We start from the raw sequence: 22,815 nt of genomic DNA, 5'->3' as shown, positions 1-22,815 counted from the left end.
CTCGATAGGGAGTTTTTAGCATTACCGTGTAATGCGTGAAGAAAACGCCCTATTGAGCTATGGTATTTCTGTCTAAATACCCTTGGGAAAGCGAACCTGTTCCCCTCTATATTTTCAGCCCTTTCTTTTTCGGTGGCTGCATCATCCGCCTTGCGGATTGTACTTGCTTCTCCTCCTTTATCGGCTCTGTCGATTGGGACAAGAGTTTTTTGCACAGGTACTCGTTCAAGTCATTATACCCTGCATAGTGAACCGACATATCCTGCAAGCGGTCACCCAACATCCGTTGCAGGTTGGCGTATGCGTTCCGTCCTGCTGTGTCATTGTCAAGGAAACAGCCGATTCGGGTATAGGTTGCCAATATGCTTTCCGCTTTCGAGAGGTTGGAAACGGAGTTGAGAATGACGTAATCCTGTGCATTCAATCGTGGGTGTTGCGGATTGTTCTTTACTCGGATGGTCAGGAACGAGAGATAATCCATGAAGCCCTCGAAAAGATAACAGACGGTTCGTGGCTCTTTTTGCTGTCGGATATGGGTGATGTCCTTCGGGGCGACACATCCCTTGAAGTATCTATTACGCACTTCATACCCTCTTGCCATATTCGGGAAGCCGATGGCGAAATAGGGTTTGTCGGCATTCTCAAACCGCAGTTCCTTACACTCCCTTTTGGCGAGTTCAATGTCTATCCCCCTTTCTTGCAGATAGGCAATGAGCGCAGGTGATGACAGCTCGCCAACTCTTAATACCCGATAAGTGCGGTTGTCGGATTGCTGCTTGCCAAAAGAAAACGATGCAGGGCGGATGTATGGTGTCCGTTCCTCTATGCGCTTCAACAGGCAGGTTACATCTTCCGTATGGTAGAGTTCCGCTGCCAATGCGATGATGTTACCGCCCTTGCCAAGTCCAAAATCGTACCATTTGTTGAGTTCTGTGTTTACCTTGAAAGATGCGTCCGTTTCCTCTCTCAGCGGTGATTTGTACCAAAAGCTGCTGCCCTGTTGCTTGACGGGCGTGTAACCCAAACTTTGCAGATAGTCTGCGATTCTGATTTGTTTAACTTCTTGTATGTTCATGATATTCTATAGATTTGATGATGATTGTAAAAACGTTGATTTGTTGAATGGCTTATATAACACATTTATTTACAGAAAGATATTTGCTCAACATCTTCTCAACAAACCACTCGCCAAAAGAGAAATCAACAATCGGGTGCTGTTCCTCTCTCAACTTCTCTTTTCGATTGTTGAGATTTTGTTGAGAGTGTATATTGTTTATTGTCAGCATAGTTATATCCTTATTCATCAATTCAACAAAAAAAAGAATGATATTACAGGGATTCAAGTTGTTCCCTCGTGACAGAATAGAAACGACCGACCCGTTTTACAGGCTCATACCGACACTCCCGATTGTAGTTGAATTGGTAGGTGGTATAGGTCAGTCCGTTGGGTGCAGGCGTAAGTTTCCAACACTCCTGCAACACCTTTCGGACTTGGTGCTTCTCCACTTTTACCTGCGAGTGTACCAGCAACAGAAGAATGTCGTTGTAGCAGAACGAGAATGTGTCCGTGCCGACACTATCCATGATGTCAAGTATCAGCTCGTGCATCTCTATCTCCAGTCGGTTACGGTTGCTGCGGATTATCTTCTGCAAGGCTTCGGTATGCAACAGCGATGGAGCAAACCACATACGGCTTTCCTTTTCGGTGGATAGTGTTCTGTGTTGCAGGAAATGAAGAAAGGCGGGTATCTCCGCTTTCAGCTTTTGCAGGAAGTCGGTATCATCAGACTGCAAGCGGTCTATCTTGCGTACCCAATAGCGTGTTTCCCCTGCATCAATGATTACAGGCAAGTACTCGTTGTTGGAGCATAGCACGAACTTGGCGAAAAACGCTATCTCGTCACGGTCTTTGCCTTTGGCTTCCACCTTGTAGGAAAGTGTGGTGCTTAGGTTCTTCAACCGCTCGCTGTCCTCCCTACGGTTGAGCAGCACCTCGTCCACCACGATAAGCAGTTTGCCGGCCCAGTCGGAATTGAATTGGCTACGGAAATCCTCGTTGGTGTTAAAGGTTACATTGTTCTGAAATAGGAGTTTTAGAAAATTCAGAAATGTGCTTTTGCCTGTGTTGCGTTCCTCTGATACCAACAGCAGGATAGGCAGCTTTTGAATGGGGTACAAGTAGAGCAGTTGTAGGTAGTCCATGCCCAACTCGTATTGCTCCCCGAAGATGTGACCTACCAAAGATTGGATATGCGAGAAATCGCCCTCTTTAGGTTGGTGGTCTATCGGTTCATAGAGGTTAAGGAACTTGCCGACCACGGGATGGTAGCCGATGTGTTCGGGTACGGTGCAGAAGCCGTCATACTTGGGAACGCTGCCGATGTAGTCCTTGCCGTAGTCTTGGCGCAGGGTTTCGTTGTTCCATGCTATGCGTTTCCTTACATACCCTCCGTTCAGTTTGGGCTGCTCCACAATCTTGTAAAGCGTAGTCCCCACTCGGATGAATTCCTCCTTTGCCATGCCACCATCCGATGGCGGTCTGTGGCTGTCTTGTTGTTTGTTAGCTGACATAATCAAATGGTTTTAAGTTTGAAAAATACCAGCTACAAAAGTATAAGCATTTATCGGATAAGTTGTTACGCAAAACGCGGCAGAACGGTGACAAATAGCCCCCGAAGAAAAAACTTTCAATGGTTTGGAACGGAAGTCGGGCAGGACAGACGAAAAAACTCCCAAAAAACGAATGTGGGGATTACGCTTTTCGGGAGAAAAAATTGGAGTTCCTGTTGATATGTCGGTCAGATTATATGCTGACACGCTGGCTTGATTACTCTATTCGTGACTGAATGAATGGATTCCGTCAGTCGTGCAACCAATTCAGCTACGAGAAGTATTCGGCTTTGGCTATGCCGTTGGTGTTCAGCGAAAAGAAGATGCTTGTTTTCTCTTTTCGCAAGTACAGTCTTTCAAGAACGGCATTGCGCACCTGCTTCGCACTGTATGTGCCGATACGGAACGCAAGGGCGATTATCGTTTCAAGGCTGTAAACCTCCATGCTGCACTTGTCGGACAGTCGGATGGTATGCCTTATCTCACACTCATTCAGAATGCCGTTCTTGCAGAGTGTCTTTATCCCTGCCCTGATAGTCGGGGCGGTTACATTGAACAACTCGCAAAGCTCCCACTCACTCATGGCGGTTGCCTGTATATCTTTCGGCATAACTACATTGCCGAACTCGTTCATTGTTATGATGTTTCTTTCCTCTTTCATTATCGTTTGATTTAAGGGTTACTGAATGGCATTGCAAATGTTCTTTTCCATATCCTCCAGTTTGTGCGACAATGTTTCCATATCCTGACTAATCTTTTGGGCTGTGATTTTTGCGTAAATTTGGGTCGTTTTTATGTTGGTATGTCCCAAAAGTCGGCTGACGGTTTCAATGGGTACTCCGTTGGATAACAGCACAGTGGTCGCTGCCGAATGTCTTGCTACATGATAGGTCAAGTGGACTTTTATACCGCACAACTTGGCAATGGCTTTCAGCTTCTTGTTGCAAGTCGTGTTACTCGGCATGGGGAATACTTTATTATCTCTTGTCATACCCCTGTACTTCTCTATTATCTTTCGGGGAACATCCAACAATCGGATATTGGATTCCGTGTTAGTTTTCTTTCTTCGGGTGATAATCCACAGATTTCCGTCAAAGAATGTTTGCAGGTTGTCTTCCGTAAGGTTCTTGACATCGGAATATGCCAAACCTGTAAAGGTGGAGAACAGAAATAAATCCCTGACAAGCTCGTGTGTCTTGTCGGGCATATCGGTGTTCATCATTGTGTGTATCTCCTCTCTCGTAATATACCCTCTGTCCACGCTTTCGGGAGAGTTGATGTACCCTGCAAAGGGATTGAACGGCAGACGACCGTCATTCCTCGCTATGGAAATAATGTGTTTCAGCACAATCATGTAGCCCCAAATGGTATTGGTGCGGCATTTTTTCTCAGTACGCAGGAAATACTCGAAGTCGTTGATGAACGAGAGGTTCAACTCTTTTAACGGAATATCTTCACGCTTGTAGGTATGGGGTAGGAACTCACGGATGTGCTTGCAGACGGTAACATAACGTCGGAATGTTCCTTTTGCCCTGCTGTGTCCCACTTTCTTGGCAAATTCGCTGTTGTGTTGTTCAAACAGTTTTAGCAAGGTTTCCTGTTTGATACCGATGCCGAGATAGGCATCTTTCAACTTGGCAGCAGTGACATAACCGTCCGTCTGCATCAACTCTTGATAACGGCGGTTTATCTCCACTCTGATTTTGTCAACGGCACGGTTGATTCTTTGCGCTTCGGCACTCTTACCCGAAGCACGGTTGTTCTTCACGTCCCACAGGCGCAAGGGAACATCCATCTTGCAACTGAACTGCTTAATCTCTCCGTCCACCGTAATGCGACACATCAAAGGCAGGTTGCCGTTGGGTTTCTCACTGCCTTTCTTCACGTAGAACAATACCTTAAATGTACTTCTCATAACTCACTTTTTTTTGGTTACAAAATTAATTCATAGTGAGTTACCGACAGATACGACACATAACGCCAAACGATGCAAAATTTAGGTTTCGCAAGAAATTTGCATCATCGCACGGGTAATGATAAAGTAACTGAACTTTTGCTGCGTTTGTCCATATTCTGTCTCTTCTTGGCTTTTGAACAAGAGAAAAATATAGCGTAACGAACGCTTTTTCAGTCTGTTCGCTACGCTTTACTCAAATTTGCTATTCCGTTAGGTGTTTATTTTAAGAAATCAACTAGACTTGCCGGAAGATAGAACGTGTTATTTTTATCGACATAAACGACGACAGAGTTTAACCGTATCTCATCTTGGCCTTTCTTCCCAGACTTCACGATATTGGAGAACGGGGTGATCGTTAGCTGTTTTTTCTTATCTTTCTTGTTCTTAACGATCAAGGTTGGAGAACCTTTCTCGTCGGCGGCAGGGACGATCTCGCAAGTGTAATCCTCGAATACGTCCGTGTGGCGTGCGAAGTTCTTGCTTGTAAGATTTTCCAAGTTATCGTGTGTCAATCCGAACAAATTGCATAAGTACTCATTCAGCTCGATGTTCGTATTCATACCTAGGGGTAAGGTTCCTTGCGGATGGTAAGCGGCAAGGAATACTTCCTCGCCCGTATGGCCGCCGGTCGTGAAACCGAAGCAAGTGCGGGAAGTGATGATATGCGCCATCAATCCGGTTAACGAGCCACTGTACATGGAGGAGTTGTCTTCCTTACCGCGCTGGTCTTCCGGTATCGGGCTGTTCTTGTAGTCCTTGCAATTGTTCAATGCGTTCATCTCTTCCGGAGTCAGTTCGAAGCCGGCGTAGGTGCGGAATACGTTTTGCACTTCTGAGTTAGGAACGCTGTTTACCTTGTTGGCGAAACCCTCGGCGGTCAATTTATACAGGGAGAATTGGTGGAACAATTGGTCTTTCGTCAATTTATCGTAACCTTTACAATCTCTTCTACCTAAGCTGATACCGCTGTTTCCGTGGTCGGGTACGATGACAACGGCAGTCTCGCCGTTATTGCGTGCGAACTCCAATGCGGCACCGCAGGCACGATCGAATGCCAAGAAATCGGTAGCCATACCTACCGGGTCATTTCCATGAGCGGCCCAGTCTACCTTACTGCCTTCTACCATCAAGAAGAAGCCATTCGGGTTCTTGGACAATTTGTCGATCGCCTTACGAGTCATTTCCTCGATAGAAGGTTGCTCTTCCGGATTGCGGTCGATATCGTAAGCCATTTCCTTGTTGCCATATAAAGCCCACATCTTCTGATTATTATCGGCACGCATACCTTTCAGGTCGTTTCTATATACGCCGTATCCGTTCGCCAATAGATAATCTTCCATATCCTTCGTAAGGATAGACACTCCGCCACCGATAACGACATTGATATCATTATGAACCATCTGCGGAGCGATCCAGTCGTATTTACCACGATTGTAGCTATGAGCGGAGCAGTCCGCCGGGGTAGCGTGCGGGAATTCGCAAGTGAAAACCAATCCTGTAGCTTTGCCCTGCAACATCTTGCCAGCCTCCAATACGGTGGTAAGCGGTTGGAAGGCACGGGCCGGGTCGGTCGGGTAGATATCGTTATCACCGTCGTTCTCCGGGTAAGTGGATACATAACCCGTACGGCTCGGCTGTCCGGTCATGTAGCATGATGTAGTAGGAGCGGAGTCGCCGATAGGGGCGTTAGAAGAATGCGTACGCACCGTTCCGCACAAATACGGGTCGATGTTCAATTTCGGTTTGCTGGGATCTTGGTACCATTGTAACCAACGGGCGATAGAGATAGTCGCCAATGAGGTTCCGTCCGGGATTAAGAGAATCACGTTCTTGACAGGCTTCACGTTCTCCTTTTCCACGGCATTGGCCGGCATAATGATAATAGCCAGCAAAAGTAGAAAAGCTAATGTTTTTTTCATGTGCTTTAATTTAATAATGTATAACAAATTCTTCTATTAAATCTTAATTTCCAAGTGGAATGATCTCCTCGTTGAACCGTGTCAACTTCTCCACGCCCGTCTCCGTTACAAGGAAACTGTTCTCGATACCCACGGCACCGACACCCGGGATCACGAATTTGGGCTCCAAGGCGAATACCATATTCGGCAAAAGCTCCTCTTTCGAGCGAGGGGTAAGCACGGGTAGCTCATTGATCTGTATACCGATGCCATGTCCCACGAATTTAGCCTGTTGCTCGGTTCCCATAAAGTTAGCCGAAAGACCTTCTTTCTTAGCGATATTCGCCGCTATATTATATAAATCCGAACAAGCGGTTCCCGGGCGGGTAGCGTTTTCTACCTCCTGCTGTATCGTAAGGGCCACTTGATGCGCCCGATAAGCTTCCTCCGTCAGGCGCCCTACGGAGAAGACACGGGTCATGTCCGTCATATAAGCCGTATAATTGCCGGCCATATCCACCATGATAGCGGTACCTTCTTTTAATAAAGTACCGTTAGCGCCTAGTGGACAAGAAGCGTCTATGCCGCCTCCACCCAAAGCGAAATCAAAAGGGGATGGGGTCTCGGCGTTTTCCCCGGCGAGAATACTACCCATATAGATATCCATATTGGCTCCGAAAGCACGGAAAAGACCGATCGAGCCGTTCTTGCGCATACGTTTCTCGATCTCGTACTGGAACTCCAAGTCTGTCATACCGGGACGGAAGCATTCCGGGATCTCGCTATAAGTAGCCTCGTGCTTGCGGGCGGCGATACGGAATTGCCCGATCTCCCAAGGGGTTTTTACCCGGCGAAGGTTTCGCATGAAAGCGGTGGCGTTACCGGCCTCCTCCGGTTGGAATACCTTATCTAAACGGATGTATTCATTATAAGTTAACTCATCTGCCTCTAACAAGAGTTTTTTCGGCATCTTGATCCCTCGTTCCGCGAATAGGGGCGGGATGTCTTCCGGCTTACGGATGTATTCCACTTGATGTCCTGAAAGCCCGTTCGGTCGCTTGATCAGGAACCACGGCTCACCGTCTACCGGCAAATAAAAATAACCACTATAGATTTGTCCTGTCGTATAATAAAGATTTACATCTACGGTAAGCAAACAGGCATCCATACCCATCTTTGCCATACCGTCTCTCATCCGATCCCATTTTATCTTTAGGTCGTTCTTCAATTCTTCTGAAATCATCTTCCTTTGTATTACTTTTATTTTGTACCGGGCATCAAAGGTAACAAGAATTTACGAGATTTAAATGGGTTTGAGGTGAATAAAGTATTACAAACGCATATATGCGAATATACGGTTGAATAGGGAAATCTTCTTATGAATAAAGATAATCGTGTCTGTATCTATTCCTTGATTCTCGTCGTGAATCCTATAAACCACGGCGTGGTCTTTACAGATCATGGCGTGGTTTACAAAGACCACGCCGTGGTTTGTAGAATAGAAGTAGATCCGATATAGAATATATAAGTATTCAGCTGATTATTCTTGCGGAACAGATAGGGTATCCGATGCTATTGAACCGGGATCTTGATAACCACCTTCCGGATATTCCCTTGGCCGATACCCGGGGCGTGCCCGTCTTCCGGGAAATAAATGGCGAATTGTCCGGGATAGATTTTCGTATAGGCGGTAGGCTTGTCGATATAAAAGGCGATATCTTGCTCCTCGTTGTATGGAACGGACTCCTCTAGTAATTGATCTCCCGGTTTCCATCCGATTTTCTCTACGCCCAATAAGGGGAATTGGATATCGATAAATTTCTTGTGGGTCTCGATGGCCGCTTCCGACTTCTCCTTTCCGAAGAGGCTGGCGATGCTAACCGTGAAACCAGCGTCCGCTATCTCGTATTTACCATCTTCCATTTTTGAAAAATCAGTAGACTTAACATAGTCAAAAGCCTGCTTAAACAGCGGATGGATACATTCGATCCGCTTAGAGTTCTCAAGTGAGTCTAGAATCATATTGTTATTAAGTTTTAGTAATTGGTTTGAAAATCGTTACAAATGTCGGGTATTTCCCTGTTAAATAATAGTCATATTTCTCAAATAAATCTATTAAGTTCCTAGGTTTCTTAACGTACGTAAATACTGTTTCGTAAAGTTTGCAATCTGGTTGCAATCATATTTATCGTATCTTTGTTATTCATTTATATATAACTAAACAGGTGATACGATCTATGAAAGATTTGGAGACAATTATACTGCCGGTTCTCGAGATGAGTTGCGCCGTATGTGCCAATAACGTAGAGAATACGGTGAAGGGACTTCCCGGCGTGGAGGAGGCATCGGTGAATTTCGCGGCGAATACGCTTTCCGTCAAATACCATCCATCCTTGATTACTCCTCAGAAAATGAGAGAGGCCGTGCAGGAGGCCGGATACGATTTGGTCGTGGAGGTAGAGGATCCGACGGCGGTACAGGAAGAGATGGCACGAGAGCATTACCGGAAGCTACGCCGGAATACGATCGGGGCGTGGGTACTTTCCATTCCGCTGGCCCTGCTGGGAATGGTGTTTATGCATACGCCCGGCGGTAACTGGATCATGATGGCGCTGGCCTTGGTGATTATGATCGTGTTCGGGCGGTCGTTCTACGTGAACGGCGTGCGCCATGCGTTGCACGGTAGCGCCAATATGGATACGTTGGTGGCGTTGAGTACCTCGATCGCTTTCCTGTTCAGTTTCTTCAATACCGTATATCCGCGGTTTTGGTGGGAGAGAGGATTGGAGCCGCATGTTTATTATGAGGCGTCCGGCGTGATCATAGCGTTCGTTCTGTTGGGTAAACTTCTGGAGGAGCGGGCGAAGAACAGCACTTCTTCCGCTATCAAGAGCTTGATGGGATTACAGCCTAAAACCGCCCGTCGTGTGCGAGATGGTCAGGAGGAAGAGGTCTCTATCTCGTTCTTGCGGGTGGGAGATCTTGTCAGCGTCCGTCCCGGTGAGAAGATCCCGGTGGACGGCACGGTGTCTCAAGGTTCCTCTTCCGTGGATGAGAGCATGTTGAGTGGCGAGCCGATCCCTGTCGTGAAATCACAAGGTGACCGGGTCTTGGCCGGGACGATCAACCAAAAGGGCGCTTTCTTGATGGAGGCGACCGGGGTGGGGAGCGCTACCGTATTATCACAAATCGTACAGATGGTACAAGCCGCTCAAGGAAGTAAGGCGCCCGTGCAGCGTATCGTTGATAAAATAAGTGGTATATTTGTACCGATCGTTGTCGGATTGGCGATACTTACTTTTATCGTCTGGCTGGTAGTAGGAGGAAGCGGGTACTTCTCGTACGCTCTCTTATCGGCGGTATCGGTATTGGTGATCGCTTGCCCTTGCGCGTTGGGACTTGCTACGCCAACTGCCTTGATGGTCGGGATGGGTAAAGGCGCCGAGCATCATATATTGATCAAAGACGCTTTTGCCTTGGAAAACCTTTGTAAGGTGGATACCGTCGTGCTGGATAAGACCGGGACCTTGACCGAGGGCGTGCCCGAGGTGACAGACTCTTTCTGGATATCGGAGGCGAGCCGGGATATGCTGGATATCCTTTATACCGCCGAGATGAAGTCTGAGCATCCTTTGGCGTCCGCTATCCTCTCATGGTTGAAAGGAACGGAGGCCGCGGAGATCGACGCTGATAGTTTCGAGAGCGTAACGGGGCGTGGTATCCAAATGCAGGTACATGGCGTGACGTATTGGGTAGGAAGCAAAGGCTTTTTGGAAACCTTCAAGGCGATGGTTCCGCCCGAGGCTGGGCGGGAAATCATCCGGTGGGAAGAGGATGGCAAGAGTATCGTTTATTACGGTTGGGAATCGGAATTGCTTGCGGTCATGGCTATTTCGGATCGGTTGAAACCTACGTCGGGAGAGGCGGTAGAGGCCTTGAAAGAAATGGGTATCGAGGTTCATTTATTGACCGGCGATGGAAAACGGACCGCCGAGACCGTTGCGGCCATGCTGGATATCCGTCATTATAAGGCGGATGTCTTGCCAAGCGATAAGGAGGAGTATATCCGTTCCTTGCAAGCCGCCGGAAGGAAAGTGGCTATGGTTGGGGATGGTATCAATGACTCGCAAGCTTTAGCCCGTGCGGATGTGAGCATTGCGATGGGTAAGGGAACGGATATCGCCATGGATGTGGCGATGGTCACGTTGATTACCTCGGATTTGATGTTATTGCCGGATGCGATCCGCTTGTCGAAACGTACGGTTCGCTCGATCCACCAGAATTTATTCTGGGCATTTATCTATAACTTGATCGGAATCCCATTGGCGGCGGGTGTCTTATTCCCGGTGAACGGACTGTTACTGAACCCGATGTTGGCGAGTGCCGCGATGGCTTTCAGTTCCGTGTCGGTGGTATTAAATAGCTTACGGTTGAAATGGAGTAAACTTTAAATAATAAGTAGAGATATGGCAACATTAAAATTTAAGACAAACGCTAAATGTGGCGGATGTGTAGCGGCTATCGGCGCTAAGTTGAATAAATTAGTAAAAGAGGACGCATGGTCGATCGACTTGAAATCCCCGGATAAAACATTGACTATAACAACCGATCTTCCGGCGGAGACCATTCTTTCAGCCGTATCGGAGGCCGGTTTCAAGGCTAGTGCCTTGTAGTCGTAGCGATCGGATGGATGAGAAAACAAAGACAGACTCATGGTGAGGAAGTAGCGAATGTGCTTACGCATGGCGCGGGCATGTTGTTCGGCTTAACGGCGATTGTCGTCTTGATGATCGCCGGGATTCGTACAGGTGATCCGTGGGTGATCGGTAGTTTCGCCGTTTATGCGTTGTGCATGACTTCCTCGTATGTGACCTCTACCTTTTACCACGCCGCTTCCGATCCCAAGCGAAAATGCCAGTTGCGCCGTTGGGATCATAGCGCTATTTATTTGCATATCGCGGGTACTTATACGCCATTTACCTTGGTGGCTCTCCGCGACGAGGGTTTCTGGGGCTGGGGATTATTTATTACGGTTTGGCTGGCCGCGGTTATCGGCGTATGGTTTAGTTTCCGTCGGATGAAGAAAAAGGATAATCTGAAAACGGTTTGTTATCTGCTGATGAGCTGGGTGGTGATTATCGCTTTCAAACCTTTGATCGATGTTTTCCAGCGTACGGATTCGATGTATGTCTTATATTGGTTGATCGGAGGAGGCTTGTTCTATTCCTTAGGAACGATTTTCTTCTTTCTGGATAAATATAAATATATGCATTCCGCATGGCATTTATTCGTTCTCGGGGGAACGGTTTGCCATTTTATAGCGATCTATAATTTGGTGTAAGGAAAAATAAAGAAGCCGGAACTGTGTTTAGCGGTTCCGGCTTCTTTTATTCTTGTTCTTCCGGATGTTGTTTCTTATATTTCCAATCCTGATAACGCAATATCGCTATACCGACAATTCCTACTACAATTAAAAAGCTAAATAATATTATTGCAGGTTCCATATATTACCTCCTTGTTCTTTTATATAACTCAAATCCCATAATTAACATGATGACTGTAGATATGATCCTAATATCAGTATCAATATCTTATCTTCCGTTAAATCCAATAAGGTACTTAATACCACTCCTGCGAAAACCAACTTGGCAATGTCTATGAAAAAGTCTCCAAGCTTTTCTTTGGTGGATATCGTTTCTGACTTTCCGAAATTCCTCATAATTTTTGATTTTGATTATTTAATATCTAAGCGCAAATATAGGTAATCTTTTATGGATATACAAATAAAGAAGGCGGACTTCAAAAATATTCCGCCTTCTCTTAATGTTCTGTATTACTTTTTATAATCCGCTAAAATCAACCCCATTGAAAAGCAAGGAAGGGATTCGCCAGCTGGAGGATAGGCGGGGGTCGTTTCCGACTTCCGCTAGGTTACTCCATAGGGAGAGCATATTACCCGTGGCGTTCATCTCGGAGATCGGTTGGGATAGCTTGCCTCTCTCGATCAAGAAACCTTCCACGCCATACGAGAAATCGCCGGTCGTGCTATTGCAGTTTCCACCGTTGAAGCCGGTCACCAATATACCTTTGTCGATAGAGGCGATCAATCCGTCCAGATCCTTATCACCATTCCGCATGGTAAGAATCGAGGGAGAGCCGATCGTTTGTTCCATGCCCATCTTGTTGGCGGAATACGTATCGATATAATACGTTTTCAATATACCCTGCTCGAATACCGGAAGACGTTTCGTGGCAACACCCTCGCTATCGAAATAACGTGCGCCGGAAGCCTTTACCAAATGAGGCTCATCTATCAAGGTCATCTTGTCGCTCGCTACCTTTTGGTCGATCTTATCCAACAAGAAAGAGTTCTTTTGCTGGATGGAGGAACCGTAAATGGCTCCGATTACTGGAGAAAGCAGACGACTGGAGTTCATGTTATCCACGATCATGGTATATTTACCGGACGCCACTTTCCGCTGTCCCAGTTTTCGAAGCACCCGTTCCAGCGCTTTCGTACCGATACCGGTCTTCACTAGCTCGTCATAATACAAGGAAGAGTCGTACCAATAAGACTCGGGACGGGCGTCGCCCTCCCCACGGATGCTGACACTCCCCACCAAGCCATAAGAGGAACCGGAAGCCTCGCCTTCGAAACCGTTGCTGGCTACCATGTACTTAAAGTCCTTCTCGTCGCTGTAGGAAGCGTTGGCGGAGATGATCCGGTCGTCCTTGCCCATGATCTCCTCACAGACACTCATGGCCAACGCTACCTTGTCGTCCGGTTGCACGGAGTCGAAATTCGGGTCGACCAATCGCAAGTCCGCCGCCCCACCTTTATAATACAAGGAAGCGTCCGGCAGCGTGCGAGCCTTGTCCTCGGCGAGGAAACGAGTGGCGGCGATACCATCCTTGATGAACTTCTCCAGCTCTTTCTTATCCAAGCGATTGGTAGAGTAGGAGCCGTAACGGCCGTCCACGAACAAATGAACCACCATGCTGTTCTCGGACGCCTGTTGCAGACGGTCTATTTTCATATCCCGTATCTCAAACGAACTGCTGGAACCATTGTAAAGCGTGACACGTGAAGACTGGCAACCATTCTTCAAGGCATATTCCATGGCCCATTGAGCCAATTTCTTATTTTCGTTTGTTATCATATTAATTTTCTCCTCCTACTGTAAGTTTGCTGACTAAGGCCGACGGCATACCGCAGGTTACCGGGCAAGACTGTCCATCCTTACCGCAGGTCCATGTGCCGTTATCCATTTTATAATTATTACCCACCATCGTGATATCCGCCAACGCTTTCGGGCCGTTACCGATGATATTGATATCCTTGATAGGTTGGGTGAGCTTGCCGTTCTCGATCAAGTAACCATCCTTCACGAAGAAGGTAAAATCGCCTGCGCCGATCTGTACCTGCCCGTTCGTGAAGTTGGCGGCATAGATACCTTTCTTTACGGTAGAGATGATCTCCTCTTCCGTCACGTTGCCCGCTTCCATATAAGTGGCACGCATACGGGGGATAGGCATCTGACGGAAAGACTCCCGGCGGCCATTGCCCGTAGAGGGGATGCCGTAATGTTTCGCGCTGATACGATCGTGCAGATAACTGGTCAAGACTCCCTCCCGTACGATATAGGTTTTTTGTCCGTCCACACCCTCGTCATCGATATTGACCGAGCCCCGGTTGAAAGGAATCGTACCGTCGTCCACCACGTTGATATGCTCGTTGCAAACTTTCTTGTTCAGTTGATCAGAGAAAATAGAGGTGTTCTTACGGTTGAAATCTGCCTCGAAAGCATGGCCGATCGCCTCGTGCAATAAGATGCCAGAGCCACCAGCACCCATGACAACGGGCATTTCCCCGCCTTTTGGCTTGATCGCCTGAAATAAGATAGAGGTCTTATCCACCGCCTCTTGGGCAAGCTCGTCGATCAGGTCGTCCGTTAGGAATTCCGCTCCCATGCGAAAAGCCCGTGCGGCGTACGAGTTCTCGATCTTCCCGTTATCTTCCATAATACAGACGGCACTCAAAGCACTCATCGGGCGATAATCGTAATAAATCTGCCCTTCCGAGTTACAGAATAAGATATGAGAGGTCGTGTCTCCCAAAGAGGCCATCACCTTGGTGACCCGCTTGTCCTTGGCAAATATCTGATCGTTCAGTTTCTGCAAGAAAGGCATCTTGTCATTAATGGCTATCTCGTCCCAAGGTGTTTGTACGCTATAGAAATTGTTCGTATGCTTTTCTTCCGTTAAGTTGATAGGAGCGGTATTCGCTGATCCGGTGGCGATACGCGCGGCCGTACGAGCCGCCTTTAGCATCTCGTCCAAGCTGACGTTCTCCACGTAGGCATATCCCGTTTGGTCGCCGGACAAAACACGTACGCCCATCCCAAAATCGATGTTAGATGAGGCACGGTTTACGGCACCATCCTGCAACCCTACGTTGTTCCTGTATGAATGCTCAAAAAACAAATCGGCATAATCCCCGCCTTTCTCCAAGGCTGCCGCCAATACTTTCCTCAAATCCCCCTCACTCACCTTGAAATAATTCATGGCGAATGAAATACCGGCTGCTTTATCACTCTCACTACCGGTGCAACTTCCTAGTAGGGAAGGAGCCGCTAATGTTCCAAGCATAACCATACTTCCTGTTTTAATGAAATCACGTCTGTTAATATTCATGTTGTTGTTGTTTAGCCCAATCCATCACGTTTGCGGGTGGACGTTGATTCAATAACTCTTTTTTCATAAAATCCATGTAAGGAGCTACGTGCTTGAAGAATTTCTTGTATCCCTTACATAGATAATTTAGTCCCGGTTCTCCATTCGGCGTATGGAGGAACCGGTTTTTCGGGCATTCCCCATGGCAAGCGAAAAGATATTCGCATTCCTTGCATTGCGTAGGGAGCTTATCTTCTTTATCCGTTCCAAACTTTTGTTGTACCGGACTGTACATCATCTCCGTTAATGTCTTTGTTTGGATATTCCCGAGTTTGTATTCCGGGAATACGAAATGGTCGCAAGCATATACGTCGCCATTGAACTCCATTACCCCGGCGTGACCGCAATGGCGGGCCAAGGAGCAGACCCCGGGTTGCTCACCTACCCAGTTGGCCAAGGTGGAATCGAATAATTGGATGTAGAACTTGCCGACATCCTCTTTCAGCCACTCGTCGAACAAGGCGCAAAGGAAATCCCCCCATTTCTCGCTATCTACCGAGAACGAAGCTAGCTCGATCGCAGCATCTTGCTCCTCGGGAGAAGATAGCTTGGTACCTTCCTTGTGCCGGCCGATACGCTCCACGATCGGGGCGAATTGGATGAAACGGCAATCCAGTTCCTTGAAGAAATTATAGAATTCCAGCGGATAATCCACGTTATAATCATTCACGACGGCCATGGCGTTATATTCTACCCTATGTTTTTTCAGCAACTCGATTCCCTTCATCACCTTATAGAAAGAGGGGAGTCCTTGCCGGTTCCTACGGTATTCGTCGTGGAACTCTTGCGGGCCATCGATAGATACACCCACCAAGAAATTATTTTCCTTGAAAAATTGGCACCATTCGTCATTCAATAGGGTACCATTGGTTTGGATACAGTTATCTATTTGCCGTCCTCCCGCATACTTACGCTGCAACTCCAAGGCTTTTTTATAGAAGCTGATCGGTCGCATCAGCGTCTCGCCTCCATGCCATGTAAACAAGACTTCTTGCATGGTTTGGCATTCCATGTATTCCTTGATGAACTTCTCGAGTATCTGATCCGTCATGATGTGATTCTTCACGTCCGGATAGAACTTACTTTTCTCAAGGTAATAACAATACTCGCATGCCAAATTACAAACAGAACCAACCGGTTTCAACATGATGTAGACCGGCTTGGCGAAAGGGGAAATATAGGAACTATTCATGGTATACTATTAGATATTACATTTCTATTTCAACTCGAACTCGCTAAGCACGATTTTTTGTTTTAGCTCGCTGAACGTTTGATCTGACTTAGTCAGTGTACGGAAGGTATATTTATCCCCGTATGTGGAAAGTACCTTTTCCATCTCATTTTCTCCGATCAGGAAATAACCTTTGGCGGGTGTTTCTTTATCGAAGTCATGGAAGATATTTCCCATATAGAAGTTTAACCCGTACAGATTCCGATAAATCCGAAGGTTATTTACGACATATACATTCTTTTTATTCAATGGATATTCTTTCAGGATACGTTCAGCGAAAACACGGCAAGAATCCCCTTCACGAATACCTCTCATAATGACACCATCAATTAATAAATTAACCGAGAATGTCAAGGCTATCGTAGCGTAGAGAATCTTGATATTTATTTTCTTGAACATCTGGTAATAGACCGTTCCTAATATCAATAGATTTATGAAGATAATACAGATCGTAAGCGTACTGGGGTGAACTAATACTTCTGATACCATTTGTACCATGTCCAAGGTCGATGCGTTTTGTGTATATTGACCGACGATGCCAACAGGATCAATAATACCGAATACCGTAAGCAAGATCGCTATCATGACGACACTTACTACGGAAGCTAAAAAGGCAGCGAATACCCGAGTTACTTTCGTACGGTATTCTGTAATATATAAGGCATACTGAGCCAAGAACAAGGCAATGAACGGATAAGCCGGCATTAAATATACGCTTCGTTTACTGGAAGGGATCGAATAGAAGAAAAGGATGCCGACTAAAGCAACCAAACTAAATAAACGAACTTTTTCCATGGAGCGGATACGTTTCCACGTATTCTTTAAGATCTCTTTAATAGGTTGCTCAGGCTTGCTAAGTTTCAGCCCGAATAAAGAGAAGAAAAAGAAAATAGTCCAAGGTATAAAGCCTGCCGCCAACGTCATGAAATTGTACCAAACACCATTCTCATGCCCCAGATCATAGGAAATTTCAGGAGTGTTTAGGTGTAAGAAACGAGCGAAATTCTCCGCTAATACGACATTAAGGAACTCATCTCCACCCTGCTTCCATGCGGCGGTATACCACAACATCGGTAGGAATAAAGAGGAAATTCCCGCATATAATAAAGTCTTGAATATGGTGAGATAACTGTATTGACCTAACATTAATAGATAAATGCCGAATACGAATAGGGGCAATACTACGCCTACCGGTCCTTTGGTCAGAACGGCGCATCCTAATAATAAAGGTATGAATATGGGAAGTCCTTTCAGCTCTAATTTATCTTCCCATCGATATAGCTGGAAAAGCCCTATGACTATAAAAGTAGTGAGTAACATATCCACCCGGGTCGTCATGGCCGCTCGATGTATCTCTACGCAGGTGACCAATAGAAGGGTTGCTATGAATGCCTCCTGAAACTTTAGGATTCGTTTACCGAAAAAGACCAATACGAACCCGATCAAGGTAATAAAGGCTAAAGCGGATGGCAAGCGGGAGGTGAACTCAGAGACATATCCCTGTGGATAGGAGAAAGCAGCCATTAACCAATGCGCCATCGGTGGCTTAAAAGCGAACTCGTTCGCGTAAGATTGTGGCAAGACCCAATTACCTGTCTCAAGCATGGAGATCGCTACGGCCGCTTCCCGAGGTTCCCCTTTGGTAGAAAAGTCGCCGAGGCCGATCCAAGGTAACACAGATATAATACAGATTACTACCATCATGGTTACCGGCTTTTGCAAGTAAAGATATTGAAGTGTAGGTGTACGCATATGACAATTAATATATAGGGCTTTGGCCCATTAATGTTATAAAACAGTTTGCAAAAGAACAATTTTTTATGGACTTTCCCCGCATTTTTAGAAACTTTTTATGTGCCCAATGAATGTTTGATAGCCTTTCGTATCGCTTCCGCATCCTCCTTGTTTTCCTTTAATATGGAGAGAATCAGGTTTAAATAACTCTCTTTGTTACTGATACCGCAGATCGCGCATAGACGGCTCTGTGGCAACATCCCTTTTTGATTATAAACACGGAGGATGCTTTTGTAGTTCTCCGTTTCTATATAAGACTCGAACTCTTCTTTTATGTTTTTGTATATTTCTTCCGCATGGATGTTCAGACGGATACTCTCTACATGTTCGGTTAATTGCTCCACCGTCGTTATCTTGCGATCAACGGTAGTCTCTAGTTTTTTACGGACTTGATGTTTGGCATGAAGGATTACTTGCGAGTCCAGTTCTTTTTGGAAAAGACGTACTACGTTTTCTTTCACTTGCTTGAAAACATCGTCCGGATCTTTCATCAACCGTTTGGCGACCGTCTTGATCACATCCTCTATCATCAACAGGTTCTCCACTTCCGCTACGTCCGGTACATAAATATGTTGTTCCCGTAGATAGTTTATTTCTCCTTGCGTACGCCTGTCACGATCTACGATACCTTTGCTATCCAATGTATGGAAGTCTTTCAGTTGGCCGAACGCTTTGGTTGTCTCGATTACTTTTTGGCAACCACCCATCGGTTTCACCAAATAATCGGGGAATATGAAGGGGTAAAGCTTGCTGTCGATACTGTTCGTGTCGGTCCCTTCGATAAACAAGATTGGTTTCCGGCTGCCAAGTATTTCCATATATACTTCTTCCGGGAAACTTTCATTACTCTCGATCAACTCGTAATCCCATACGGAATGATCTGCGTCGTAAGAACGAATCCAGATCCGTTTGCTGTCGGAGCGGGAGGTGGCGAAATCAATGTCATGTGTGAGATAAACAAACGTACAGTCCGGGCGTATCGCCTCAATCTCGTCCCAAAGCTGGTTCTTTATTGAGTTGTGGAGAAGGGTTTCCGGCTCTTCGATCACGAGCAAGGCGTTCGGGCATGCGCATAATGCGGCCCCAATCAAGTAGAACACCAGTTTCTCGCTATCGCTCATGCGTCCGGCGGTGTAGGAATTTGAATCACGCCCCGTGGATACAAGCTCGATAAATCCCGACTTTCGTATCAGGCGATTATGCGGAAACATCTTTTCCCAGATCGCTTGTATAATATCTATCTTGGTGATCGGAGGATCTACTTCGTTATTAGTTTTGCTGGCTTCCTTGAAATTGACTGCCGCCTCGAACTCCTCGCTCTGGAGTTGCAAAATCAGTTTCTCGTATTCAGAAATACGTGGCATGAACAGTCGTTCCTTGATCATAGACTGTAAACGTGCGAATTCATTGGAGGCCGATAATTTAGATTCGTCATCGCTGATGAATAAGGCATGTATACCGGATATTCTTTTCGCTTGACCCGCATATCTCTCCAATAAATCTCTGCCAAAAGAGCTTTTCCCCGCACCGTTCGCTCCGATCACGACTAATATCTTCGTGTCTAGCATGATGGGATGTGTCACATTAACTTTCGTTGGGAGTGTTAGTTCCATACATGTTATTGATTAGGTTTTCAAAGATAAGCTTTTTCTTTGAAAGTTCGCACGAGACCTGAAAAATAAAGTGCCTTTCCCGAAACATCCTTAAAGACGGGAAAGGCGCTTTTATTAAAACCTTAGCAGAGTTTTTTCTTATTTGCTCTTCTCCAAGATAACGCGAGCGAGGCGAGCTTGTATTTGCATTAATGTATTAACATCCTCGTTCTCGAAATTGATGTCAGCTACTTTTAAACTTCTTTTGGAGACTACCGGAGCCGATTTAGCAGCCATTAATTCTTGTACTAATTCATCTACTTGCTCTTTGATTTTCTCTGCCTTTTTTGAATAATCTACTGTACGTGCCATAGTTCTTTTGATATTTTATTTTATGAATACTATCGCAAAGATAATTACATTTTTATAATACACATAATAAAACGTAAATATTCTGTGCTATTTTTACGAAAAAGTCCGAGCTGCAATATTTTCGCAGCTCGGACTAGGTAATTATCGAGATGAATGTGTGTTATGCTTTTGTCGTATTCGTCTCGGATACGTCATTTTTTACTTCCCAATGGAACGGTTCGAATTCAGTGTTCGGATCTACCCAAGATGCTTTCTTAGACGCATAGATAATAAACGGTGCCGCAACGACAACTATTACACCGATGAAGAGAACGGCGAACCAAACCGTATTATTTCCTGTAGAAATCTGGCTAGGAGGAATGAAACTTAATACGAACGCTAATAAGGAACCACAGAATCCTAAACCTCCGATCAACCACATCAAGCCATTGCCACCTTTTCCGATACGGAAAGGACGACCTGCTTTTTTCATCTTATAACGTAATGCGATCGCTCCGGAGAACATCAACATATACATTATTAAATATAAGATCACCGTAAGCTGTGATAAGATTTGATAAAAGCTTTGTACGGATGGCATTACCACGAATAATAAGCTAAGAAGTGTAACAGCCGCTCCTTGGATATAAAGGATGTTTTTCTGTACGCCGATCTTATTGGTCTTCTGGAAGAACGGGGGCAGATAACCTGCTTTACCAACTGCGAATATACCTTTGGAAGGACCAGCGACCCATGTCAATACTCCTGCTAATACGCCAAATGCCAAAGCGATAGCGATAATTGGGGATAACCATGAGGCATGAATGTACTTGAAGTAATTGTCGAATCCCACTAATAAACTTTGCGTAAGATTGATGTCTTTCTCTGGGATAATAATACCCAACGCAAAAGTTCCTAGTACGAAGATTACAACGGTGATCAAGGCACCGATAAATACAGCTTTCGGATAGTTTTTAGAAGGATTGTCAACGTCTTTCACGTGAATACCGCCCATTTCCATACCTGCGTAAAAAAGGAAGATACTTGCGGCTAAGACTAAGTTGTCGAATTTACTGAAGTCGGGGAAGAAGTTACTGTGGAAATCCATATTGGAATGCCCGCCAGTCGCTAGATATACGATACCTAAAATGATGAGTAAGGCCGCCGGGATGATAGTACCTACCATACCTCCAATTTTCGCTACTTTTCCAACCCAACTCAATCCCTTTAGTGAGATAAATGTAGCCAGCCAATAAATAATTAACACGATCGCTAACGTGTAGTATTTGTTATTCGCCAGCAGCATATCTTCGGGATGATCCATACCGATGAAGGCGATGGATACGGCTCCAAAAGTTAATACTGTCGGATACCAGATCGTACTTTCAATCCATTGAACCCAGATAGCCAGAAAGCCTAGACGTTTTCCATAGGCCTCACCTACCCAACGGAATACACCACCTTGTTTGTCTTGGAACATTGCCGCTAATTCCGCTGCCACCAAAGAGGTCGGGATTAAGAATACGATTGCCGCGAATAAGTAATAGAAAGCCGAACTTAGTCCGTATACGGCTTCTGCTGGCAGTCCGCGTAAAGATACTACTGCCGTCACGTTCATGATTGCTAGGGTAAACACACCTAGCTTTACTGTCTTGTTGATATTTGCCATAGATTTATGTTTTAAAAATGAGAATTACTTCTCTCGTTTAAGTCTGAGTTTATAACAGCGAATCAAAGAAGATGTTTTGTTTTTGCTACGTAAAACTTGGTTAATTAACACATTTCGCTGTTTAAACAAATGGTATATGAGGTTTGTTGTCATAAACCAAAATGAAAAGGATTATAATTAAATAAATAGTAACGCTTATGAAAATGGCCGTATTTGATTTCGCATTGAGAAAGAAGGGGGTATATGGTGTGTTACATATCATTATACTATTGTTGTCGCTGTTCTTGGTTATCAGTATCTCCATCGATACATTTAAGAATATTCCCTTTTACACGCAAACTTCTTATAAGAAGATTCAATTATGGATCTGTTTGTTTTTTCTTTTCGATTTTGTTTTGGAACTTTTCCTATCGAAAGATAAATTACGTTATTTGCGAACGCACTTTATTTTCTTGCTCGTAGCGATCCCTTACCAAAATATAATAGAATATTATCATATTATCACCTCACCCGAGCTTAGTTATTTCTTACGTTTCGTTCCTTTGGTACGGGGCGGGTATGCGTTGGCGATCGTGGTGGGATGGTTGTCGTATAATAAGGCATCCGGCTTGTTTGTTTCTTACTTGACGATGTTGTTGGCCACGGTTTATTTCTCAAGTCTTATATTTTTTGTCTTGGAGCATAAGGTGAACCCGTTGGTGGCTAATTATGGGGACGCTCTATGGTGGGCGTTTATGGATGTGACGACGGTTGGCTCTAACATATCCGCTATTACGGTTACGGGACGAGTCCTCTCAGTCGTATTGGCTGCTTTGGGCATGATGATGTTTCCAATATTTACGGTATATGTGACAAGCCTTGTCCAAAAAAGTAACGAGGAGAAAAAGAGGTTTTATGAGAACATGCAGGCTCCTTCTCCCCAGCCAGAGGTGAAGGATAAATAGAAACTCTGGTTCCTACGATGGATACTGCGAGGTCTT

Annotated in this window: 20 protein-coding genes; 5 read left to right on the top strand and 15 right to left on the bottom strand. The window is 45.5% G+C overall.

The genetic code is table 11. The features are described from left to right. Positions 1-106 precede the first annotated feature (106 nt). From ACESPU_RS04490 to ACESPU_RS04465, 6 genes are all read right to left on the bottom strand, one after another. Positions 107-1,075: a toprim domain-containing protein gene (locus tag ACESPU_RS04490; RefSeq protein WP_016564201.1), complete on the bottom strand. Its 969-nt coding sequence runs from the start codon at positions 1,073-1,075 to the stop codon at positions 107-109. A 254-nt stretch (positions 1,076-1,329) separates the two neighbouring features. Further along, positions 1,330-2,571: a primase-helicase family protein gene (locus tag ACESPU_RS04485; RefSeq protein ID WP_016564203.1), complete on the bottom strand. Its 1,242-nt coding sequence runs from the start codon at positions 2,569-2,571 to the stop codon at positions 1,330-1,332. 310 nt (positions 2,572-2,881) lie between these two features. Continuing rightward, positions 2,882-3,271, bottom strand: coding sequence for a hypothetical protein (locus ACESPU_RS04480; RefSeq protein ID WP_016564204.1), 390 nt, complete (start codon positions 3,269-3,271; stop codon positions 2,882-2,884). 18 nt (positions 3,272-3,289) lie between these two features. Continuing rightward, positions 3,290-4,525 (bottom strand): site-specific integrase, encoded by a 1,236-nt coding sequence (locus ACESPU_RS04475; protein WP_016564205.1) that lies wholly within the window; start codon positions 4,523-4,525, stop codon positions 3,290-3,292. Positions 4,526-4,785: 260 nt separating this feature from the next. Continuing rightward, positions 4,786-6,486 (bottom strand): alkaline phosphatase, encoded by a 1,701-nt coding sequence (locus ACESPU_RS04470; protein WP_373133164.1) that lies wholly within the window; start codon positions 6,484-6,486, stop codon positions 4,786-4,788. Between the two features lie 43 nt (positions 6,487-6,529). Beyond that, positions 6,530-7,708: a Xaa-Pro peptidase family protein gene (locus ACESPU_RS04465; RefSeq protein ID WP_057318726.1), complete on the bottom strand. Its 1,179-nt coding sequence runs from the start codon at positions 7,706-7,708 to the stop codon at positions 6,530-6,532. A gap of 135 nt (positions 7,709-7,843) precedes the next feature. On the opposite strand from ACESPU_RS04465, the gene ACESPU_RS04460 reads away from it, so the two are divergent. Then, positions 7,844-7,984, top strand: coding sequence for a hypothetical protein (locus tag ACESPU_RS04460; protein WP_195319927.1), 141 nt, complete (start codon positions 7,844-7,846; stop codon positions 7,982-7,984). Positions 7,985-8,037: 53 nt separating this feature from the next. Here ACESPU_RS04460 and ACESPU_RS04455 read toward each other — a convergent pair whose 3' ends face one another. After that, positions 8,038-8,487 carry a YhcH/YjgK/YiaL family protein gene (locus ACESPU_RS04455; RefSeq protein ID WP_122145098.1) on the bottom strand — a complete coding sequence of 150 codons (450 nt, stop codon included), beginning with the start codon at positions 8,485-8,487 and terminating at the stop codon, positions 8,038-8,040. Between the two features lie 215 nt (positions 8,488-8,702). Here ACESPU_RS04455 and ACESPU_RS04450 point away from each other — a divergent pair, with 215 nt between their 5' ends. From ACESPU_RS04450 to ACESPU_RS04440, 3 genes are read left to right on the top strand one after another with little or no spacing between them, the layout of a single operon-like run. After that, positions 8,703-10,916, top strand: coding sequence for a heavy metal translocating P-type ATPase (locus tag ACESPU_RS04450; protein WP_373133163.1), 2,214 nt, complete (start codon positions 8,703-8,705; stop codon positions 10,914-10,916). 15 nt (positions 10,917-10,931) lie between these two features. Continuing rightward, positions 10,932-11,138 (top strand): heavy-metal-associated domain-containing protein, encoded by a 207-nt coding sequence (locus ACESPU_RS04445; protein ID WP_005857310.1) that lies wholly within the window; start codon positions 10,932-10,934, stop codon positions 11,136-11,138. Between the two features lie 17 nt (positions 11,139-11,155). Further along, the gene (locus tag ACESPU_RS04440) at positions 11,156-11,806 is read left to right on the top strand and encodes a hemolysin III family protein (RefSeq protein ID WP_005857308.1); all 651 of its coding nucleotides are present in this window, start codon (positions 11,156-11,158) and stop codon (positions 11,804-11,806) included. A gap of 204 nt (positions 11,807-12,010) precedes the next feature. On the opposite strand, the gene ACESPU_RS04435 is transcribed toward ACESPU_RS04440, so the two are convergent. The 8 genes from ACESPU_RS04435 to gadC all read right to left on the bottom strand — a co-directional run bounded on the left by ACESPU_RS04435 (position 12,011) and on the right by gadC (position 21,835). After that, the gene (locus tag ACESPU_RS04435) at positions 12,011-12,184 is read right to left on the bottom strand and encodes a DUF6722 family protein (RefSeq protein WP_373133162.1); all 174 of its coding nucleotides are present in this window, start codon (positions 12,182-12,184) and stop codon (positions 12,011-12,013) included. Positions 12,185-12,305: 121 nt separating this feature from the next. Further along, positions 12,306-13,625 (bottom strand): TldD/PmbA family protein, encoded by a 1,320-nt coding sequence (locus ACESPU_RS04430; RefSeq protein ID WP_005862700.1) that lies wholly within the window; start codon positions 13,623-13,625, stop codon positions 12,306-12,308. A 1-nt stretch (position 13,626) separates the two neighbouring features. Beyond that, positions 13,627-15,159: a TldD/PmbA family protein gene (locus ACESPU_RS04425; RefSeq protein ID WP_008772291.1), complete on the bottom strand. Its 1,533-nt coding sequence runs from the start codon at positions 15,157-15,159 to the stop codon at positions 13,627-13,629. Next, complete coding sequence (locus tag ACESPU_RS04420) at positions 15,149-16,390, bottom strand: anaerobic sulfatase-maturation protein (protein ID WP_158532859.1); 1,242 nt, start codon at positions 16,388-16,390, stop codon at positions 15,149-15,151. Before ACESPU_RS04420 ends, ACESPU_RS04425 begins: the two co-directional genes overlap by 11 nt. 24 nt (positions 16,391-16,414) lie before the next feature. Continuing rightward, positions 16,415-18,181 (bottom strand): ArnT family glycosyltransferase, encoded by a 1,767-nt coding sequence (locus tag ACESPU_RS04415; protein ID WP_373133161.1) that lies wholly within the window; start codon positions 18,179-18,181, stop codon positions 16,415-16,417. Positions 18,182-18,279: 98 nt separating this feature from the next. Then, positions 18,280-19,836: a DUF4435 domain-containing protein gene (locus tag ACESPU_RS04410; RefSeq protein ID WP_022192595.1), complete on the bottom strand. Its 1,557-nt coding sequence runs from the start codon at positions 19,834-19,836 to the stop codon at positions 18,280-18,282. Between the two features lie 138 nt (positions 19,837-19,974). Then, positions 19,975-20,187 carry a hypothetical protein gene (locus ACESPU_RS04405; RefSeq protein WP_005857296.1) on the bottom strand — a complete coding sequence of 71 codons (213 nt, stop codon included), beginning with the start codon at positions 20,185-20,187 and terminating at the stop codon, positions 19,975-19,977. 160 nt (positions 20,188-20,347) lie between these two features. Then, entirely contained in the window at positions 20,348-21,835 is a 1,488-nt protein-coding gene (gene gadC / locus ACESPU_RS04400; RefSeq protein ID WP_005857294.1) for a putative glutamine/gamma-aminobutyrate antiporter GadC, read from the bottom strand. A gap of 197 nt (positions 21,836-22,032) precedes the next feature. On the opposite strand from gadC, the gene ACESPU_RS04395 reads away from it, so the two are divergent. Next, complete coding sequence (locus ACESPU_RS04395; RefSeq protein ID WP_211737931.1) at positions 22,033-22,779, top strand: potassium channel family protein; 747 nt, start codon at positions 22,033-22,035, stop codon at positions 22,777-22,779. Positions 22,780-22,815 lie beyond the last annotated feature (36 nt).

Origin of the sequence: Parabacteroides sp. 20_3 (assembly GCF_964238835.1) — a bacterium.
GTDB classification, from domain to species: Bacteria; Bacteroidota; Bacteroidia; order Bacteroidales; family Tannerellaceae; genus Parabacteroides; species Parabacteroides distasonis.
This window is presented reverse-complemented; position numbering and strand designations above follow the sequence as displayed.